The following is a 17,596-nucleotide window of genomic DNA, read 5'->3' on the forward strand; positions in this document are numbered from 1 at the left end:
GCGCGCCGTGCCGTGCGCGACCGGGCGTCCTCAGTCCTGGTGGGCCGTGATCCAGTCCTCCAGCACCGGCGCGATGCGGGTGCGCCACTTGGAACCGTTGAAGATGCCGTAATGGCCGACACCGGAGGCCATATAGTATTTCTTGTCCTTCGCCGGCAGCTTTTCCGCGAGCGTCAGTGCCGCCTTCGTCTGGCCCAGGCCGGAGATGTCGTCGCGCTCACCCTCGATCGCCAACAGGGCGGTATCGGTGATGGCGTCCAGATCGACCCGTTCGCCGCGATGGCACATCGCGCCGTTCGGCAGCGCATGCTCCTGGAATACCAGTTCGACCGTCTGGAGATAGAATTCGGCCGTCATGTCGCAGACCGAGCGATATTCCTCGTAGAATCCCTGCGTGGCGGTCGCGCTTTCCTCGTCGCCCTGGACCAGATGCTTGAACATCTCCCAATGGCTCATCAGGTGGTTGCCGAGATTCATCGACATGAATCCGGCAAGCTGCAGAAATCCGGGATAAACCTGCCGCCCCGCACCGGCATAGGTCACCGGAACGGTGGCAATCACATTCTGTTCGAACCAGGCGAGCGGCCGTTCGGTCGCGAGCAGGTTCACCGCGGTCGGCGCCTCTCGCGTGTCGATCGGGCCGCCCATCATGGTGAGCGTGCGCGGCCGGTTCGGATGCTTGTCCGCGCCCATGACGGCGGTCGCGGCGTAGCAGGGCACCGATGGCTGGCACACGGCCAGCATGTGCGCGCGCGGATCGCCCTCCTCCCCGATCTTCGCGAGGAAATCGATCACATAGTCGATATAGTCGTCGAGATCGAACCGCCCCGCCGACACCGGCACGTGCTTGGCGTCGCGCCAGTCGGTGATATAGACGTCCGCGAACGGCAGCATGCGTTCCACCGTGCCGCGCAGCAGCGTGGCGAAATGGCCCGACATCGGCGCGACGATCAGCAGCTTGGGGCCGCCCGCCACGCCTTCGCGCACGAACCGCTTCAACTGGCCGAACGGCTTGCGCAGGACGATTTCCTCGCGGACCGCCACGGTTCTGCCATCCACCGTGGTCGTGTCGAGCCCGAATTCGGGTTTGCCGCGCGGCGCGGCGGCATGGGCGAAGACCTCGAGCGCGGACGCCATGACGGGGCCGCCGCCGAAATAGGCGAACGGATTGTTCGGATTCTGCAGCCATCCCGCGCCGAAATTGGCCAGCGCGCTGGCGCCCGCCAGCATGGAACGTTGCATTTCGTACGCGTCGTAAAGCATCGAGGACCTTCTTGCGTGCCCGCCACCCTGTGAAAACGGCCACGGGATCGCAAGGTATAGCGGTTTCATGCTGCAACGCAACGCGCGCCGGTCATCCGGCCGGCGGCCTTTCTTCCTGCGGCCGATCGCGCTAACCGGGCGCATGGCCGATACGCCCCCGACTCCGACCCCGCCCGCTCCCGCCACCGCCCGACCCGAGCAGCGCAAGCTCAGCAATCTCCTGATCGTCTGGCGCCACACCGCGAAATACAAGCTGCAGATCGCGTGCGCGCTGGTGGCGCTGACGGTCGCCGCCGTCGCGACGCTGTGGATCCCGCATACGTTCCAGCAGGTGATCGACCACGGCTTCGCCACCGGCGCCGGCACCGAGACGATCGCGCCTTATTTCGAGGAGATGCTGCTGGTCATCATCGTGTTGGCCCTGTCCTCTTCCGCGCGATTCTATTTCGTGTCCTGGCTGGGCGAGCGCACCGTCGCCGACATGCGGATCGCGGTGCAGCGCAATCTCCTGCGCCTCACGCCGCGCTGGTTCGAGGAGAACCGCCCCTCGGAAATCGCGTCGCGCCTTACCGCCGACACCGCCGTCGTGGAGGTCGTCGTCGGCACCACCCTGTCGGTGGCGCTCAGGAATCTCGTGCTGGCGGTCGGCGGCATCGCCTATCTGTTCACGCTGGCGCCGCGGCTGGCGCTGTGGCTGATCATCGGCATTCCAGCGGTATTGTTGCCGATCATCCTGCTGGGGCGCCGGGTGCGGCAATATTCGCGCAGCAGCCAGGACCGGATCGCCGATATCGGCGCGATCGCGGTGGAAACGCTGGGGGCGATGAAGATCGTCCAGGCGTTCGGGCAGGAACGGCGCGAAGGCGAACGGTTCGAAACGGCAGTGGGTGAAGGCTTCGCCACGGCCAAACGCCGCATCGGCATCCGCGCGGTGCTGACGGCATTCGTCATCACCCTCGTCTTCGGCGCCGTGACGCTGATCCTGTGGGATGCCGTCCATGCGGTCGCGAGCGGAGAATTGTCGGGCGGATCGCTAACCGCCTTCGTCTTCACCGCGGTGATCGTCACGGGCGCATTCCAGGCGCTCAGCGACGTGCTGGGCGAATTGCTGCGCGGGTCGGGCGCGGCGGCGCGGCTGTCCGAACTGCTCGCGGCGGAGCCGGAGATCACCGCGCCCGCCGACCCCGTCGCGCTGCCGGCCCCGGTTCTCGGCGCGATCACGTTCGATCACGTGACCTTCCATTATCCCAGCCGCCCGGATCTGGCGGCGCTCCATGATTTCTCGCTGGAGGTGACGCCGGGGGAGACGGTGGCGGTGGTCGGCCCTTCGGGCGCCGGCAAGTCGACATTGTTCGCGCTGATCGAGCGCTTCTACGACACTTCCAGCGGCGAGGTGCGGGTCGACGGCGTGCCGGTGCACCGCGCCGATCCGGCGGCGCTGCGCGCCCAGATCGCCATGGTGCCGCAGGAGACGGTGATCTTCGGCGCGTCGGCGCGCGACAATCTGCGCTATGGCCGGTGGGAAGCGAGCGACGCGGAATTGTGGCGGGCGGCAGAGGCTGCAAATGCCGCTTCCTTCCTGCGCGCGCTGCCGGACGGGCTGGACACCTTCCTCGGCGAAGGCGGCGCCCGCCTGTCCGGCGGACAGCGCCAGCGCATCGCCATCGCCCGCGCGCTGTTGCGTGATGCCCCCATCCTCCTCCTCGACGAGGCGACCTCCGCGCTCGATGCCGAAAGCGAACGGCTGGTGCAGGAGGCGCTGGAAGGCCTGATGGCGAACCGCACGACCCTGGTGATCGCGCACCGCCTCGCGACCGTGCGTGCGGCGCAGCGGATCGTGGTGATGGACGAAGGCCGGATCGTCGAGACCGGGTCGCATGCCGACCTGATCCGACGCGACGGGCTCTATGCCCGGCTCGCCAGCCTGCAGTTCAGCCAAGCCGCCTGACGCGATTCAGCCTCTGCGCTTCCTGAGCGCGGCGGCGCCACCGATCATGCCGAGCAAGGTCGCGACGATCGCGCCGGTGCGGATACGTCCGCGTATTTCGGCGTCGCGGCCATAGGCATCCATGTCGACATAGAATCCGCCGCGATTGTCCTGTTTGACGACGCCGCGCGCGCGCAGATCCTCGAAAAGGCTGCGGTCGGCCTCGTTCTGCGGCTCCCAGGCGATCGCCTTGTCGCGCGAACTCGCGCCCTTGGACAGGAAATGGGCGATGATCCTGCGCCAGCGCCTGGTGCGGATTGCCGGGAATGTAGCCATGTCCTCGCTCTTGATCGGTGATTACGCTCATGTCGTCCAACCCCGGAGGCGGCCACGGCGTTCCCTGATGGCCCGCTAACCCTTCCTGCCCTGGTGCTTGATGTTTTTCGGCCGGCCGCGGTGCTTGATAACGCGCCTGGGCCTTCCCTTGTGCTTGAACGTGCCCGTAGATGCCGAACCCTTGCCATCGGGCAGTTCGAAGCGCAGCGCCCCGGACACCGGGTTGGCCTCGACCAGCTTCAGCGGCAGGCGCTGACCGAGCGTGAATTCCTCGCCCGAATCCTCTCCCACCAGTTTCTGCCCCGCCTCGTCATAGCGGAAATATTCGCTTCCGAGATCGCGCGCGGGCACCAGCCCGTCGCCGCCGATCCCGTCGACGGTCGCAAAGAAGCCGAAATTGAGCACGCCGGTGATGCGCGTCTCCATCACCTGCCCCACCTTTTCCGAAAGATAGGCGGCGACATAGCGGTCGGTGGTGTCGCGTTCGGCCTCCATCGCACGGCGTTCGAGCTGGCTGATGGATTCGCCGATATGTTCCATGTTGGCGGCTTCCTCGCTCGTCAACCCGCCAGGGCCGAGGCCGAACGCCTCGACGAGAGAGCGGTGGACGATCAGGTCGGCATAGCGGCGGATGGGCGAGGTGAAGTGCGCATAGCTGCCCAATGACAACCCGAAATGGCCATGATTGGCGGGGCCGTAATAGGCTTGCGTCTGCGTGCGCAGGATCTGCTCCATCACCTGCGGGCGAAAATCGGCATCGCCGACGCGGTCGATCACCCGGTTGAAGGTGGCGGGCTTGATGACCTGACCAAGGGTGAAGCTGATGTCGAAGGTGTCGAGATAGTCCTTGAGCGCGACCAGCTTCTCGCGCCCCGGCGTCTCGTGGATGCGGTACATGACCGGCGCCTTCTTGCGCTCGAGCGCCTTCGCCGCGGCGACATTGGCGGCGATCATGTAATCTTCGATCAGCTTGTGCGCATCGAGCCGCTCGCGCGGGGCGACCGACAGGATACGGCCCTGCTCGTCGAGTTCGATGCGACGCTCGGGCAGGTCGAGGTCGAGCGGCTCGCGCTTGCTGCGCGCCTTGTTGAGCGCGGCCCAGCAGGCCCAGAGGGGTTTGAGGGAGGTGTCCACCAGTTCGCGGGGCAACCCGCCGTTCGTGTCGAGCGAAGTCGAAACACGTGCCCCCTGCCCGTTCGCCTCGGCGTCTCTCGACTTCGCTCGAGACGAACGGGTTCGGTCGTTGGCGGCGTCGATCGCCGCCTGCGCGTCCTCATAGGCGATGTTCGCGGCGATACGGACGACCGCGCGGGTGAAGTGCCACGCCTTCAGCGTCCCGTCCTTGCCGATCCGCAGGTGACAGACCACCGCCGCACGGTCCTCGCCTTCCTTCAGCGAGCAGATACCGGCCGACAGCGTCTCGGGCAGCATCGGCACGACGCGGTCGGGGAAATAGACCGAATTGCCGCGCCGGCGCGCCTCGCGGTCGAGCGCGGAGCCGGGGCGGACGTAGAAGCTGACGTCCGCGATGGCGACGATCGCCTTCCAGCCGCCCTGATTGTCGGGATCGTCATCGGGCGCGGCCCAGACGGCGTCGTCATGGTCGCGCGCGTCGGCGGGGTCGATCGCGACGATGGGGATGTCGCGCAGGTCTTCGCGCTCGCCCAGCTTCTGCCTTGCGACGCGCCGCGCTTCTTCCAGCACCTCGTCGGAGAAGGTGTCCGGAATACCCAGCTTGTGGATCGCGATCATCGAGAAGCTGCGCGGGGCGAAGGGGTCGCCCAGGCGCTGCACGATACGCGCGGTCATGCGCGGCGGCCTGCCCGCTTTCTCCGCCAGTACCAGGTCGCCCGGTTCGGCATCGCCGACATCGGACACACGAAATTCGCGCCGCTCCTTCTTCTCCACGCCCTTCAGGAACAATGCGCCATTCTCCTCGTGGAGAACGCCCAGCATCTGTTCCCCGGACGATTTGAGCTTCTTCATCGGATGGGCGATCCAGCCCTTGCCTGCCTCCTCGGTGCGCGCGAGGATACGGTCGCCTACGCCGAGCGCGCCGCGTTTCGAGCGCTCCTTCACCCGCAGGCGGGGCTCGGGGATGCCCTCGGCCTCCCAGCGTTCGGGCTGCGCCCAGACATTGCCGCTGTCATCCACATCCGTGATGCGCAGCACCGTTACCCTGGGAAGCCCGCCCATCTTGTGAAAGGCGCGGCCGGGTGCGCTGTCGATCAGCCCTTCGTCGCCCATGTCGCGCAGCAGCTTCTTGAGGCCGATCTTGTCCTGCCCCTTCAACCCGAAGGCGCGCGCGATCTCGCGCTTGCCCGCGGGCTGGTCGGAACTTTCGATGAAATCCAGTATCTGCTGCCGTGTCGGCAGTCCGGCTTGTTTGGTTGTCTTTTCTTTTGCCATTGACGTCCGATATAGGAATTTCGCGGGCCGCACGCCAGCAATGGGACGGAAGCGGCGTCACTTTCCGGCTTTCGCCGCGATGTCGGTTGCCGCTAGAGCAGGGGCGTGACCTACGACCTCCTCATCATCGGCGGCGGGATCAACGGCTGCGCCATCGCGCGCGAAGCGGCGCTGGGTGGGCTCAAGGTGCTGCTGGTCGAAAAGGACGACCTGGCCGGGCATACGTCCTCGGCCTCGACCAAGCTGATCCATGGCGGGCTTCGCTATCTGGAATATTACGAATTCGGCCTGGTGCGCGAGGCGTTGCGGGAACGTGAGCGGCTGCTGCGCGCAGCCCCCCACCTGATCGAGCCCATGACCTTCGTCCTGCCGATGCAGCATGGCGGGCGGCCGCGCTGGGTGATCCGCGCGGGGCTGTGGCTCTACGATCTGCTCGCGGGCAAATCGTCGCTGCCGCGGTCGCGCTCGCTGAAGGCCAAAGACAGCGTCTATATCCGCCAGCTCAAATGGCCGATGAAGGGCTTCGTCTATTCCGATGCCTGGGTCGACGATGCGCGGCTGACGCTGCACAATGCGATCGACGCGGCCGAAACCGGTGCGGAAATCGCGCCCCGCACCGAACTGACCGCCGCCATCCGGCATGGCGACCACTGGCAGGCGATGCTGTCCGACGGACGCAGCGTGACCGCGCGCGGGCTGGTCAACGCCACCGGCCCATGGGTCGCCGGAACGCTGGATCGGATCGGCGTGCGCACGAAAAACCGGGTGCGGCTGGTGAAAGGCAGCCATATCGTCGTGCCGCGCCTGTATAACGGAGCGCAGGCCTATATCCTGCAGCAACCCGACGGACGGATCGTCTTCGCGATCAACTATCTGGGATACTATACCATGGTCGGCACCACCGACATACCGGTCGACAGCCCGGACGACGCGCGGATCGAGCGCGACGAGGTCGACTATCTCTGCGCCGCCGTGAACGACTATTTCAGCCGCCATGTCGGACCGGACGAAGTGACATCGCACTGGTCCGGCGTGCGGCCGCTCTATGACGACGGCGAAAGCGATGCGAGCGCGGTGACGCGCGAATACAAGCTGGAATGCGATGTCGACGCCGCGCCGGTGCTTTCGGTGTTCGGCGGCAAGATCACGACGGCGCGCGCATTGGCGGAGGATGCGCTGGCGAAGATCGGCCCGCCGCTCGGCATCGATCCGCGCCCGATGACGCGCAACCGCCCCTTCCCCGGCGGCGCCATTCCCGATTTCGATCGCTTTCTCGATTCGGTGCGCGAGCGCTGGCCGTTCCTGGGCGATTCCCGCTCGCTGCGCATGGCGCGGGCCTATGGCGCCCGGCTGACCGAGATGCTCGACGGGATCGACAGCGAGGCGGCGATGGGCCGGCACTTCGGTTCCGGTCTGACGGAACTGGAAGCGCGCTGGATGCAGCGGCGCGAATGGGCGGTGACGGTCGAGGACGCGCTAGAACGGCGCAGTAAACTGGGACTGCTGATGAGCGACGAAGAGCGCGCCGGTTTCGCCGACTGGTGGATGCAGTCGACGGAAGAAGCGGTCGCCTGAACGTCCGACCGGATCGCGTCCGGCCTGTCGACAAGGCGCCACAGCCGCGGCGGGATCAATAAGCGCGCGCCACCAGAATGCGCTCGACCGCCGGTTCGCCGGTAAAGATACAGGTGCCGTCCGCATCGCGCGCATCGTTGGGCACGTTGCGAAAGGTCAGCTTGTGCGCCTTCAGCCGCTCGACGACCTTGTCCAGCTCGGCGCCCGTCGGGCGCGCCCACTGCACCTCGGCCCAGCCGGGATGCTTGCCGCCGCTGCGGAAATAATCGACCAGCTTGTCGAAATCGGTGATGGAACGGCTGATGCTCGCCTCCATCCGCTCGCGCGCGCCCAGCAACGCCCGTTTCTGCGCGCTTTCCAGGATCGCCTTGGCCGCGTCGAGGAATTCGCCCTTGGCCATCACGGTGCTGTCGAGCTTGCCGTCCTCGCGGTGGAGCCGGTCGCGGCGGATGACCGAGACGTTGCCGCCGGCGACGTCGCGGCCGCCGACTTCCAGGATCACGGGCGCGCCTTTCTTCACCCATCCCCAGCGCTTGGTGACGGGCCTGGTCTCCTTGGTGTCCAGCCAGACGCGCAGCGGTTCGCCAAAGGCGTATTGCTTGCGCAGCTCGTACCACAATTCGTTGCAGTACCGCTTGATCTGCTCATCCTCGGGCCCGCCGCGCAACAGCGGCACGATGACGATCTGGTGCGGTGCAATGCGCGGCGGCACGCGCAGGCCGTCGTCATCGCCGTGAACCATGATCAGCCCGCCGATCATGCGTGTCGACATGCCCCAGCTCGTCGTCCAGGCATGGTCGAACTCGCCTTCGGAATTCTGATAGCGGATGTTCTGCGCCTTGGCGAAGGTCTGCCCCAGAAAGTGCGAGGTGCCGGCCTGCAGCGCCTTGCCGTCCTGCATCATCGCCTCGATCGACCAGGTCGCATCGGCGCCGGGGAAGCGCTCATTCTCCGGCTTCTCGCCCGCGATCACGGGCATGGCGACGCATTCCTCGGCAAAGCTGCGATAGACCTCGAGCATGCGCAGCGTCTCCAGTCGCGCCTCCTCCTCGGTCGAATGCGCCGTATGGCCTTCCTGCCAGAGAAATTCCGAGGTGCGCAGGAACATGCGGGTACGCATTTCCCAGCGCACGACATTGGCCCACTGGTTGATCATCACCGGCAGGTCGCGCCAGCTCTGAATCCAGCGCGAAAATGCGTTGCCGATCACCGTTTCCGAGGTCGGGCGCACGATCAGCGGCTCTTCCAGCTTCGCCTCGGGATCGGGAATCAGCCTGCCGTCCTTCATCACCAGCCGGTGATGGGTGACGACCGCCATCTCCTTGGCGAAGCCGTCGACATGCTCGGCCTCCTTCTCGAAGTTCGACAGCGGAATGAAGAGCGGAAAATAGCAGTTCTCGTGCCCCGTTTCCTTGATCCGGTCGTCGAGCAGACGCTGGATGCGTTCCCAGATGCCATAGCCCCAGGGCCGAATGACCATGCACCCGCGCACGCCCGATTCCTCGGCCAGATCGGCTTCGGTGATGACGTGCTGATACCATTGGGCGAAATCGTCTTCGCGGGTGACGGGCAGGGCGTGCTTGGGCATGACGGCTTTCAAAGATTACGCTTTATCCAGCCTGTAACGGCAACCTAAAGCGGGTCAATGGGAAGCGACGAACCGGAGCGGGACCGGACGCTGACGGGCCTGGGCCTGCGGTTGTTCGCGATTCTGTGCCTTGCATCAATGGCGGCGCTGATCAAGCTCAGTGAAGCGCGCGGCGCGAAACTGGGCGAGATCATGTTCTTTCGCCAGCTCTGCGCCATCCCGCTGGTGCTGGGTTTCGTCGCGGCGACCGCGGGGCTGAACGCGCTCAGGACCAGCCGAATCGGCGCGCACGGCGCGCGCACCGTGGTCGGGCTGATGGGCATGGTGTGCAATTTCGGTTCGCTTACGCTGTTGCCGCTGGCCGAGGCCACGACGCTGCAATTCACCGCGCCGATCTTCGCCACGATCCTGGGCGCCCTCCTGTTGCGCGAGCCGACGGGGCGGCACCGCTGGGGCGCGGTGATTGCGGGATTCATCGGCGTGCTGATCGTCGCGCAGCCGGGCGGCGGCGACATTCCGCTGTTCGGCGCGGTGGTCGGCCTTGGCGCCGCCTTCTTCGTTGCGCTGATCGCCATCCTGCTGCGCCAGATCGGCAGAACCGAGGGCGCGGGCACGACCGTGTTCTGGTTCTCCGCCCTGTCGGTGCCGCCGCTGGGCGCGGTCTATGCCTTCCAGGCGCAGCCGCACGACGCCGCCACCTGGGCGATGCTGGCCGGCATCGGTATCATCGGCGGCATGGGGCAGTTGAGCCTGACCGCCGCATTGCGATTCGCGCCGGTATCGGCTGTCGTGCCGATGGATTATTCCAGCCTGATCTGGGCGACGATGTACGGTTTTCTGCTGTTCGGGGTCCTGCCTACCACCGCCACGCTGATCGGCGCACCGATCATCATCGCGAGCGGGCTCTATATCGTCTGGCGCGAACACCGGCTGGCCCGGCTGCGCGCCGGCGCCTAGCGCCGGAAGATCACGCCGATATTGTTCGCCGGCATGTCGACCACCCGTTCGGGCAGGAAGCCGTGTTCGCCGGCCGCGATCTCGACATCTTCCAGGCGGCGCAGGCCCCAGCGGGGATCGCGCTCGCGCAGGCTCTGGTCGAAGGCGATGTTGGACAAAGCGGTTTCCACCTCGTCGCGGAAATAGGGGCCGTAAAGGACAAGCGGCGCGCCCGGGGGCAGCAGGCGGCCGGCATGGCGCATCAGGCCCAGCGTCGCCTCCCACGGGCTGATATGCACCATGTTGATGCACAGGATCGCATCGGCGCGCGCGATCGGCCAGTCTTCGGCGGCGGCATCGATCGCAAGCGGCTGCGCGACATTCGCGCGATCCGCGCACCACGACGCGATCGAGGCGCGGGCGGACGGTTCGGGATCGCTCGGCTGCCAGTGGAGCCGGGGAAAGCGCGCGGCGAAACAGGCGCAATGTTCGCCGCTTCCGCTCGCAATCTCCAGCACCGTGCCCTTCTCCGGCAGGCAGGTGGCGAGCAGGCCGGCGATGGCGTCGCGGTTCCTGAGCGTGGCGGGCGCGTGCTTGCGGGTGGCGCCGCTATCCGCGGCCGCGATCCAGGGTGTGGGATCGGGCGTGCCCGCACAGCCCCCGGGGCCGGCGTCATTGGTTCTGCCGCGATCTTTCATCATCATGCGTTCCCCCCTGCCAGCCGGTGTAGCGCGTCGCGACGGGTGCGCCAATCGCGCTCATTCGTGGATTTCGCGCTTGACCTGGGCATGGGCGAGGAAGGCGAACAGGGCGGTGCCGCCGATGATGTTGCCGGCAAGCGCGGGCAGAATGAAATGGAAGATCACCCAGCCTAGCGATTCCGCACCGGCAAGCCACAGCACCCATGCCTCCGCCGCGCCGGCGACGACATGCGACAGATGGCCCAGCGCAATGACCCAGGTAATGAGCATGATGACCCAGATCCGCTGCCCGGCCGAGCTGGGCATGACCCAGACGATCGTGGCGATCAGAAACCCGCTGGGAATTCCGGCGAGCAGTATATTCCCGGCGTCGCGGCCGCGCAGGGGCTCGCTGACGGCGATGATGGCCTGCTTCAGCTCGGCCGAGCCGAATCCGCCGATATCGGAGAAAAGGGCGAAGGCGAACGTGCCGGCCATGTTCGCGAGGAAGACGATCAGCCACAGCCGCGCCGTACGCCCGAGGCTGTGCCAGCTCGGCGTCGTGACCAGCGGGAGGATCGCGGTGATGGTGCTTTCGGTGAAAAGTTGCAGCCGACCCATGATGACGATGACGAACCCGACGGTATAGCCAAGGTCCACCAGGACCGGCTTGGCCGCGCTTTCGGGAAGGCGCAGGTCCAGCACCGCCTTGGCAAGCACCGACATGCTGAGGGAGACGCCGGCGATGATCGCCGACCACAGAAGCGACATGTCGGGGCGTTCGAGTTCCTCGATCCCCTGGCGGCGGATGACCTCGTGAACGATCCTGGCCGGCGGCGCGCGCCGTTCCTCGACGTCGACCTCCTCCTCATGGCTGAGGTCGGCCGCATTTTCTTCCGCTTCGTGCGACTGCGCCGCCTCGCGCTCCTCGTGCTCGCGGTTGCTCATCGGCGGCGATATGGCTGCGGTGTCATCCAGCGATGACGCCGGACCGGCGGTAAGGTTCCCTTATTCCGCCGCCTGCGCCGGTTCGGGATCTCGCCAGACGAGAACCGGCTTGCGCGCGGCCAGCGTTTCGTCGAGCCGCCTGCGCGGCGCGTACCAGGGCGCGCCCTTCAGCGCCTCGTCGCCCGCCTTCGCGCGCGCGACCACCGAGCGCACCGCGCCGATGAACTGGTCGAGCCCGGCCTTCGATTCCGTCTCGGTCGGCTCGATCAGCATCGCGCCGTGGACGACGAGGGGGAAATACATCGTCATCGGATGATAGCCTTCGTCGATCAGCGCCTTGGCGATGTCGAGCGTGGAGAAGCCCTCGGCCAGCCCCTTGTCCGAAAACAGCGCCTCATGCATGCACGGCCCGCTGTCGCCGAACGGCGCCTGCAGCACGTCGGACAGGCTGCGCAGCACATAATTGGCGTTGAGGACGGCGTCCTCCGCCACCTGCTTCAGACCGTCGGCGCCGTGGCTCAGCATGTAAGCGAGCGCTCGGGTGAACATGCCCATCTGACCGTGGAACGCGACCATGCGGCCGAAGCTGTGAGCGTGGTTCTCGTCGGCGGTTTCCTCTTCGACCAGATGGAAGCCGTCGTCGCGTTTCTCGACGAAGGGCAGCGGCGCATAAGGGGTCAGCGCCTGCGAGAAGACCACCGGTCCCGATCCCGGCCCGCCGCCGCCATGCGGGGTGGAAAAGGTCTTGTGCAGGTTGATGTGCATCGCATCGACGCCCAGGTCGCCCGGCCGCACCCGCCCGACGATCGCGTTGAAATTGGCGCCGTCGCAATAGACGAAGCCGCCCGCTGCATGGACCGCGTCCGAAATCGCCTTCATGTCGGGTTCGAACAGGCCGCAGGTATTGGGGTTGGTGATCATCACCGCCGCCACATCGGGGCCCAGCCGCGCCTTCAGTGCATTCAGGTCGACGCGACCCTGCTTGTTCGCCGGAATCCCCTCGACCTTGTAGCCGGCAAAGGCGGCGGTCGCCGGGTTGGTGCCGTGCGCGCTTTCGGGCACGAGGATCACCTGACGCGTGTCGCCGCGCGCCTCGAGCGCCGCGCGGATGGCGAGGATGCCGCACAGCTCGCCATGCGCGCCCGCCTTGGGGCTCATCGCCACCGAGTGCATGGCCGTAAGCGTCACCAGCCAGTACGAAAGCTGGTGGATCACCTCGAGCGCGCCCTGCACCGTGTCGGTCGGCTGCAGCGGGTGGATATCGGCGAATCCCGGCATCCGCGCGACACGTTCGTTCAGCCGCGGATTATGCTTCATCGTGCACGAACCCAGCGGGAAGATGCCGGTGTCGATGGCGTAGTTCTGACGGCTGAGGCGCGTGTAATGGCGCACGGTTTCCGGCTCGGACAGGCCGGGCAGGCCGATCTCTCGGGTGCGCGCGAGGCCGCCGAGCCGATCCTCCCCAGCATGGGGAGGGGGACCGTCCGCAGGACGGTGGAGGGGGCTATCGGCAGACGCTGCACTTGATGGAGCCCCCCCTCCACCAGCTTCGCTGGTCTCCCTCCCCGTGCCGGGGAGGATGTCGAAATCGACGCCAGTGGTGTCGGTCGACCCGATCTCGAAGATCAGCGCCTCGTCGCGCATCAGCGCGCGCGCGCCGGTGAAGGTTGCCACCGGGCCGCGCTCCTCGCCGCTCGTCATTTCGGGCTTCCAGCCGCTCTGGTTCAAAGCCATCGGATTACTTCCCGTTGGGGCTGAGCGTGTCGAAGCCCTGCCCTTTTTCTTGGGTCAAAAAGAAGAACGGCGCTTCGACAAGCTCAGCGCAAACGGACACGGGGACGCGACGGATCATGCCAGCACCTCCTTCAGCGCTGTTGCAAGCTGTTCGATGTCATCCTCCGTCGTGGTCTCGGTCACCGCCACGACCAGCCCGCCCGCCAGCATGTCGTCCGCCGGGTAGAGCCGGCCGAGCGACACGCCCGCGAGCACCCCTTGGTCGGCCAGCGCCCGCACCACCGGCCGCGCCTCGGTCGGCAGCTTCACCGTGAATTCGTTGAAGAAGGCGGTATTGACCAGCTCGACGCCCGGGACCTGCGCCAGCCGGTCGGCGGCCTTGCAGGCGAGCGTATGGTTGGCCTGCGCCAGTTGCCGCAGCCCCTTTTCGCCCAGGAGCGTCATGTGGATCGAGAACGCGAGCGCGCACAGGCCCGAATTGGTGCAAATGTTGGACGTCGCCTTTTCGCGGCGGATATGCTGTTCGCGCGTCGACAGCGTCAGCACGTAACCGCGCTTGCCCTCGGCATCGACCGTCTCGCCGCACAGCCGGCCCGGCATTTGCCGCACCAGCTTTTGCGAGCAGGCGAACAGGCCGACATAGGGCCCGCCGAACTGGAGACCGACGCCCAGCGACTGCCCCTCGCCGACGACGATATCGGCGCCCATCTCTCCCGGTGCCTTGATCGCGCCCAGCGCCACCGGCTCGGTAACCACGGCGATCAGCAGCGCCTTCCTGGCATGGCACGCTTCCGCCAGTTCCGACAGGTCCCCGATGCGGCCTAGAATGTCGGGATATTGCACGACCACGCACGACGTCTGGTCGTCAATCGCCTCGATCAGCGCGTCTGTATCCGGCTCCGCGGTCAGTTCGGGCGTTGCGGTGATCAGCGTATCGCCGGTGAACGTCGCCATGGTATTGGCGACCGAAACATAATGCGGATGCAGCCCCGAGGACAGCACCGCGCGGTGGCGCTTCGTCACGCGCCCGGCCATGGTGATCGCTTCCCAGCAGGCGGTCGAACCATCATACATGGACGCATTCGCCACGTCACAGCCGAACAGGCGCGCGACCTGCGTCTGGAATTCGAACAGCATCTGCAGCGTGCCCTGCGCGATTTCCGGCTGATAGGGCGTGTAGGCGGTCAGATACTCGCCGCGCTGGATGATGTGATCGACCGTCGCCGGGACATGATGCCGGTACGCGCCGCAACCGAGGAAGAACGGCCCGTCGCCGGCGGTCAGGTTCTTCCGCGCCAGCTTTGCCATATGGCGCTCGACCGCCATTTCGCTGGCATGGCCGGGCAGATCACGGATCGGACCGTCGAGACGGGCATGATCGGGCACGTCGGCGAACAACTCGTCGACCGATCCCGCGCCGATTTCGGCGAGCATCGCGGTGCGATCATCGGGGGTAAGCGGCAGGTAACGCATCGTCTATCTCCCCCCTCCCTTTCAAGGGAGGGGCAGGGGGTGGGTCATGCGGCGGTGAGGGCTCGATACCCTCGGCGGTGCATTGCTGGGTGACGGTGACCAAGCTCGCTGCGCTCGCCACCCGCCCCAGCCCCTCCCTTGAAAGGAGGGGCCGAAAAGAATCAAAGCCCGTCGACGAAGGCCTTGTATTTCGTTTCGTCCATCAGGCCGTCGAGTTCGCGCCTGTCCTTCAGCGCCAGCTTGAAGAACCAGCCCCTGCCTTCCGGGTCCTCGTTGACGAGTTCGGGGCTGTCGTCGAGATCGCCATTGGCCTCGGTCACGGTGCCCGACACGGGCGAATAGACGTCGGACGCCGCCTTTACCGATTCGACGACCGCGGCATCGTCGCCACGCGCGAATTCCTTGCCGGCATCGGGCGTTTCCACGAACACGATGTCGCCGAGCTGGCCTTGCGCATATTCGGTGATGCCCACGGTCGCCGTATCGCCGTCGGCGTCGATCCATTCATGGTCTTGCGTGAAAAAACGGGGCATTATTTTGCTCCTGCACGAACGTAACGATGGGGGACGAAGGGCATGGCCGCGACTTCCGCCCGGTGAAGCTTGCCGCGCTGCGACAGGTGGATGGTGGTGCCGGGTTCGGCGCTCGCCCAGGGGACATAGGCCATGGCGATCGGCTTGCCGATAGTGGGCGCGAAGCCGCCCGAGGTGACGCGGCCGACCATCGTCCCGTCCGCCTCGACCACATCGGCACCCTCGCGGACCGGCTGTCGCCCGTCGATGACCAGCCCGACCCGCTTCTGGATCGCGCCGTCCTCGCGTTCCTTCAGGATGCGCTCGGCGCCGGGAAAGCCGCCTTCCCCGCGCCGGCGCTTCGACAGGGCGAAGCCGAGATCGGCGGCGATCGGCGTCGTGTCGGGATCGAGATCGTGGCCATAAAGCGGCAAGCCTGCTTCCAGCCGCAGCGAATCGCGCGCGCCCAGACCGATCGGCTTTACCTCCGGTTCGGCGCACAGCGCCTCAGCAAAGGCTTCCGCCGTCTCGGCGGGCAGCGAGATCTCGAACCCGTCCTCGCCGGTATAGCCCGACCGGCTGATCCACAGCCCGCGCCCCTGCCAGCCGAACGAGCCGCCGCGCATGAAGGCGAGATCGCCGACGCCGGGAACCAGGCGGCCCAGCGCATCCGCCGCCTTCGGGCCCTGCAGCGCCAGCAGCGCGCGACCCTCCATATGGTTGAGCGTGATCTCGTCGGCGAGATGCTCGCGCAGATGGCCGATATCTTCGAACTTCACCGCACCGTTCACCACGACGTAAAAGCCCGCCGCACCGAAGACATTGTCGTCCGGCAGGCGCGTCGCCATCAAATCGTCGAGAATGCCGCCATTGTCGGCGAGCAGCAGCGAATAGCGCATCCGCCCCTCGCCCAGCCCCTTGAAATCTGCCGGCATCAGCGCCTCTAGCGCGGCATCGACATCCGGCCCGCTGACGGTGAGTTGCCCCATATGACTGACGTCGAACAGCCCGGCCGATCGGCGCGTCCAGCTATGTTCGGCCATCACGCCTTCATATTGAACGGGCATGTGATAGCCGGCGAACGGCACCATGCGGCCACCGCGCGCGCGGTGCCAGCCATCGAGCGGCAATGTGGCCAAGGTCTCGGAAGATTCGGTCTCGGTCAACGGTCACGGCCTTTCACAGGAGCGAGCAGGATGGAAGCGCCGCCAAGCACCGGAACGTCCATCGCCCCCTCTGTCATGGAACCTGAGAGTTTCACGGAGCTGCCCTGGAACAGCCCGCTTACCCCTTCGGTGGGACGCGCCATTGCAACGCGTCCGCTTTCCAGAGTGTCCTGCCCGCGCGGTCCCGTTGGCCTGAGAGTTTCCGGGGCGGTTGCTCCTTCGGCGGCCCGCCCCCGAAAGGGTCGGACGCTCTCCCGCGCTGGCCCATGCCGGTCGCCCGGCATCGACGCCATGTTGTGGAGAATCGCGTAGGCGGAGTCAAACGCTCTCGCGACCGCGCGACGCGATTTTTGTCACCGCGTAAGGTTGTATTTGAGCTGGTCCTCGGTGAGCTGGAAGCCGACCAGCGCCTCGAACGTCGCGGAGCGCACGGCGTCACGCACTTCGGGGATGCTCAGCGGATCGACGGCGGCCGACATATCACCCGCCTTCCGCTTCTGCGTGATCCGGTCGCGAATATCCTGCGGCAAGGTCGCGGCGGCACGGTTCACGATCGCCGTGCCCTGCGCACTCGTCCGCGCCCGCAACTGTCCCTGGTCGAAATGAACGGTGACCCGCGCCACGCGCTTGGCCGTGACGGAGGTGCCGCCCTGAACGACCGTGACGAAATAGGGCAGCGTCACGTCGCGGGCCGGCCCCGCTTCCGCGCGCCTGGCAAAGATATCGAAGCTGATCGCGCTGACCACGTCCGACGTGGCGTCGGTGCAGTTGGCGCGGACATTGGTGATCGTGGCGGTGACGTCGATGTCGCTCGCCAGCCGGCTGTTCGCAGGATCGAACAGGGTGATGTCGCCGGTGCCGGCGGGCACGCCCACGCGCGGGCAGGCTGTGCGGACGGCGGTGATGCCGCCGGTGGGGTCGATCTTGCCCTGGTTCGAACATCCGGCGATAAACGGCACGGTCAGCAGGGCTGCAGCGATACCGGGCTTGCACAAGTTCACGATCCAACACACCTTTCGATACTGGGACGGGCCGTGATACGTCCGGCC

14 protein-coding genes and 2 riboswitches are annotated in these 17,596 nt (G+C 66.5%); of the genes, 3 read left to right on the plus strand and 11 right to left on the minus strand.

Annotated elements, in window-relative coordinates; translation table 11 throughout:
* Positions 1-30: 30 nt before the first annotated feature.
* The gene (locus RPR59_RS12780) at positions 31-1,263 is read right to left on the minus strand and encodes a polyhydroxyalkanoate depolymerase (protein ID WP_313914647.1); all 1,233 of its coding nucleotides are present in this window, start codon (positions 1,261-1,263) and stop codon (positions 31-33) included.
* A 142-nt stretch (positions 1,264-1,405) separates the two neighbouring features.
* On the opposite strand from RPR59_RS12780, the gene RPR59_RS12785 reads away from it, so the two are divergent.
* Complete coding sequence (locus tag RPR59_RS12785; RefSeq protein ID WP_313914649.1) at positions 1,406-3,211, plus strand: ABC transporter transmembrane domain-containing protein; 1,806 nt, start codon at positions 1,406-1,408, stop codon at positions 3,209-3,211.
* Positions 3,212-3,217: 6 nt separating this feature from the next.
* Here the strand turns inward: RPR59_RS12785 and RPR59_RS12790 are convergent, their stop codons facing one another.
* Together RPR59_RS12790 and RPR59_RS12795 are read right to left on the minus strand one after the other, a co-directional pair.
* The gene (locus RPR59_RS12790) at positions 3,218-3,526 is read right to left on the minus strand and encodes a hypothetical protein (RefSeq protein WP_313914652.1); all 309 of its coding nucleotides are present in this window, start codon (positions 3,524-3,526) and stop codon (positions 3,218-3,220) included.
* A gap of 75 nt (positions 3,527-3,601) precedes the next feature.
* Complete coding sequence (locus RPR59_RS12795) at positions 3,602-5,935, minus strand: ribonuclease R family protein (RefSeq protein ID WP_313914654.1); 2,334 nt, start codon at positions 5,933-5,935, stop codon at positions 3,602-3,604.
* A gap of 105 nt (positions 5,936-6,040) precedes the next feature.
* Here RPR59_RS12795 and glpD point away from each other — a divergent pair, with 105 nt between their 5' ends.
* Positions 6,041-7,510 (plus strand): glycerol-3-phosphate dehydrogenase, encoded by a 1,470-nt coding sequence (gene glpD, locus RPR59_RS12800; RefSeq protein ID WP_313914656.1) that lies wholly within the window; start codon positions 6,041-6,043, stop codon positions 7,508-7,510.
* A 55-nt stretch (positions 7,511-7,565) separates the two neighbouring features.
* Here glpD and proS read toward each other — a convergent pair whose 3' ends face one another.
* Positions 7,566-9,098 carry a proline--tRNA ligase gene (gene proS / locus RPR59_RS12805; RefSeq protein WP_313914658.1) on the minus strand — a complete coding sequence of 511 codons (1,533 nt, stop codon included), beginning with the start codon at positions 9,096-9,098 and terminating at the stop codon, positions 7,566-7,568.
* Positions 9,099-9,155: 57 nt separating this feature from the next.
* Between proS and RPR59_RS12810 the strand changes: the two genes are divergently transcribed.
* Positions 9,156-10,055, plus strand: a complete 900-nt coding sequence (locus RPR59_RS12810) for a DMT family transporter (protein ID WP_313914660.1) — start codon at positions 9,156-9,158, stop codon at positions 10,053-10,055.
* Here RPR59_RS12810 and RPR59_RS12815 read toward each other — a convergent pair.
* From RPR59_RS12815 to RPR59_RS12845, 7 genes are all read right to left on the minus strand, one after another.
* On the minus strand, positions 10,052-10,732 hold the full coding sequence (locus RPR59_RS12815) for a DUF938 domain-containing protein (protein WP_432280317.1): 681 nt from the start codon (positions 10,730-10,732) through the stop codon (positions 10,052-10,054). The genes RPR59_RS12810 and RPR59_RS12815 overlap by 4 nt on opposite strands.
* Before the next feature lie 60 nt (positions 10,733-10,792).
* Positions 10,793-11,662, minus strand: coding sequence for a formate/nitrite transporter family protein (locus RPR59_RS12820; protein ID WP_313914664.1), 870 nt, complete (start codon positions 11,660-11,662; stop codon positions 10,793-10,795).
* A 60-nt stretch (positions 11,663-11,722) separates the two neighbouring features.
* Positions 11,723-13,396 (minus strand): aminomethyl-transferring glycine dehydrogenase subunit GcvPB, encoded by a 1,674-nt coding sequence (gene gcvPB / locus RPR59_RS12825; RefSeq protein ID WP_313914667.1) that lies wholly within the window; start codon positions 13,394-13,396, stop codon positions 11,723-11,725.
* Positions 13,397-13,510: 114 nt separating this feature from the next.
* The gene (gene gcvPA, locus RPR59_RS12830) at positions 13,511-14,869 is read right to left on the minus strand and encodes an aminomethyl-transferring glycine dehydrogenase subunit GcvPA (RefSeq protein WP_313914669.1); all 1,359 of its coding nucleotides are present in this window, start codon (positions 14,867-14,869) and stop codon (positions 13,511-13,513) included.
* Between the two features lie 161 nt (positions 14,870-15,030).
* Positions 15,031-15,402 carry a glycine cleavage system protein GcvH gene (gcvH, locus tag RPR59_RS12835; RefSeq protein ID WP_313914671.1) on the minus strand — a complete coding sequence of 124 codons (372 nt, stop codon included), beginning with the start codon at positions 15,400-15,402 and terminating at the stop codon, positions 15,031-15,033.
* Positions 15,402-16,547 carry a glycine cleavage system aminomethyltransferase GcvT gene (gene gcvT, locus RPR59_RS12840; RefSeq protein WP_313914674.1) on the minus strand — a complete coding sequence of 382 codons (1,146 nt, stop codon included), beginning with the start codon at positions 16,545-16,547 and terminating at the stop codon, positions 15,402-15,404. Before gcvT ends, gcvH begins: the two co-directional genes overlap by 1 nt.
* Positions 16,548-16,613: 66 nt before the next feature.
* Positions 16,614-16,715: riboswitch (glycine riboswitch) on the minus strand.
* Position 16,716: 1 nt separating this feature from the next.
* A riboswitch (glycine riboswitch) is annotated at positions 16,717-16,814 on the minus strand.
* A gap of 86 nt (positions 16,815-16,900) precedes the next feature.
* The gene (locus RPR59_RS12845) at positions 16,901-17,548 is read right to left on the minus strand and encodes a hypothetical protein (RefSeq protein ID WP_313914676.1); all 648 of its coding nucleotides are present in this window, start codon (positions 17,546-17,548) and stop codon (positions 16,901-16,903) included.
* Positions 17,549-17,596 lie beyond the last annotated feature (48 nt).

It is taken from the genome of Stakelama saccharophila, from assembly GCF_032229225.1.
Classification (GTDB): Bacteria; Pseudomonadota; Alphaproteobacteria; order Sphingomonadales; family Sphingomonadaceae; genus Sphingomonas; species Sphingomonas saccharophila.

Bases quoted from the DNA above. Each gene is read 5' to 3' on its own strand.
- RPR59_RS12815 (WP_432280317.1), bottom strand. From the start codon at position 10,732: ATGAAAGATCGCGGCAGAACCAATGACGCCGGCCCCGGGGGCTGTGCG.
- gcvH (WP_313914671.1), bottom strand. From the start codon at position 15,402: ATGCCCCGTTTTTTCACGCAAGACCATGAATGGATCGACGCCGACGGC.
- RPR59_RS12810 (WP_313914660.1), top strand. From the start codon at position 9,156: ATGGGAAGCGACGAACCGGAGCGGGACCGGACGCTGACGGGCCTGGGC.
- RPR59_RS12820 (WP_313914664.1), bottom strand. From the start codon at position 11,662: ATGAGCAACCGCGAGCACGAGGAGCGCGAGGCGGCGCAGTCGCACGAA.
- gcvPA (WP_313914669.1), bottom strand. From the start codon at position 14,869: ATGCGTTACCTGCCGCTTACCCCCGATGATCGCACCGCGATGCTCGCC.
- RPR59_RS12785 (WP_313914649.1), top strand. From the start codon at position 1,406: ATGGCCGATACGCCCCCGACTCCGACCCCGCCCGCTCCCGCCACCGCC.
- gcvPB (WP_313914667.1), bottom strand. From the start codon at position 13,396: ATGGCTTTGAACCAGAGCGGCTGGAAGCCCGAAATGACGAGCGGCGAG.
- RPR59_RS12790 (WP_313914652.1), bottom strand. From the start codon at position 3,526: ATGGCTACATTCCCGGCAATCCGCACCAGGCGCTGGCGCAGGATCATC.
- proS (WP_313914658.1), bottom strand. From the start codon at position 9,098: ATGCCCAAGCACGCCCTGCCCGTCACCCGCGAAGACGATTTCGCCCAA.
- RPR59_RS12780 (WP_313914647.1), bottom strand. From the start codon at position 1,263: ATGCTTTACGACGCGTACGAAATGCAACGTTCCATGCTGGCGGGCGCC.
- RPR59_RS12795 (WP_313914654.1), bottom strand. From the start codon at position 5,935: ATGGCAAAAGAAAAGACAACCAAACAAGCCGGACTGCCGACACGGCAG.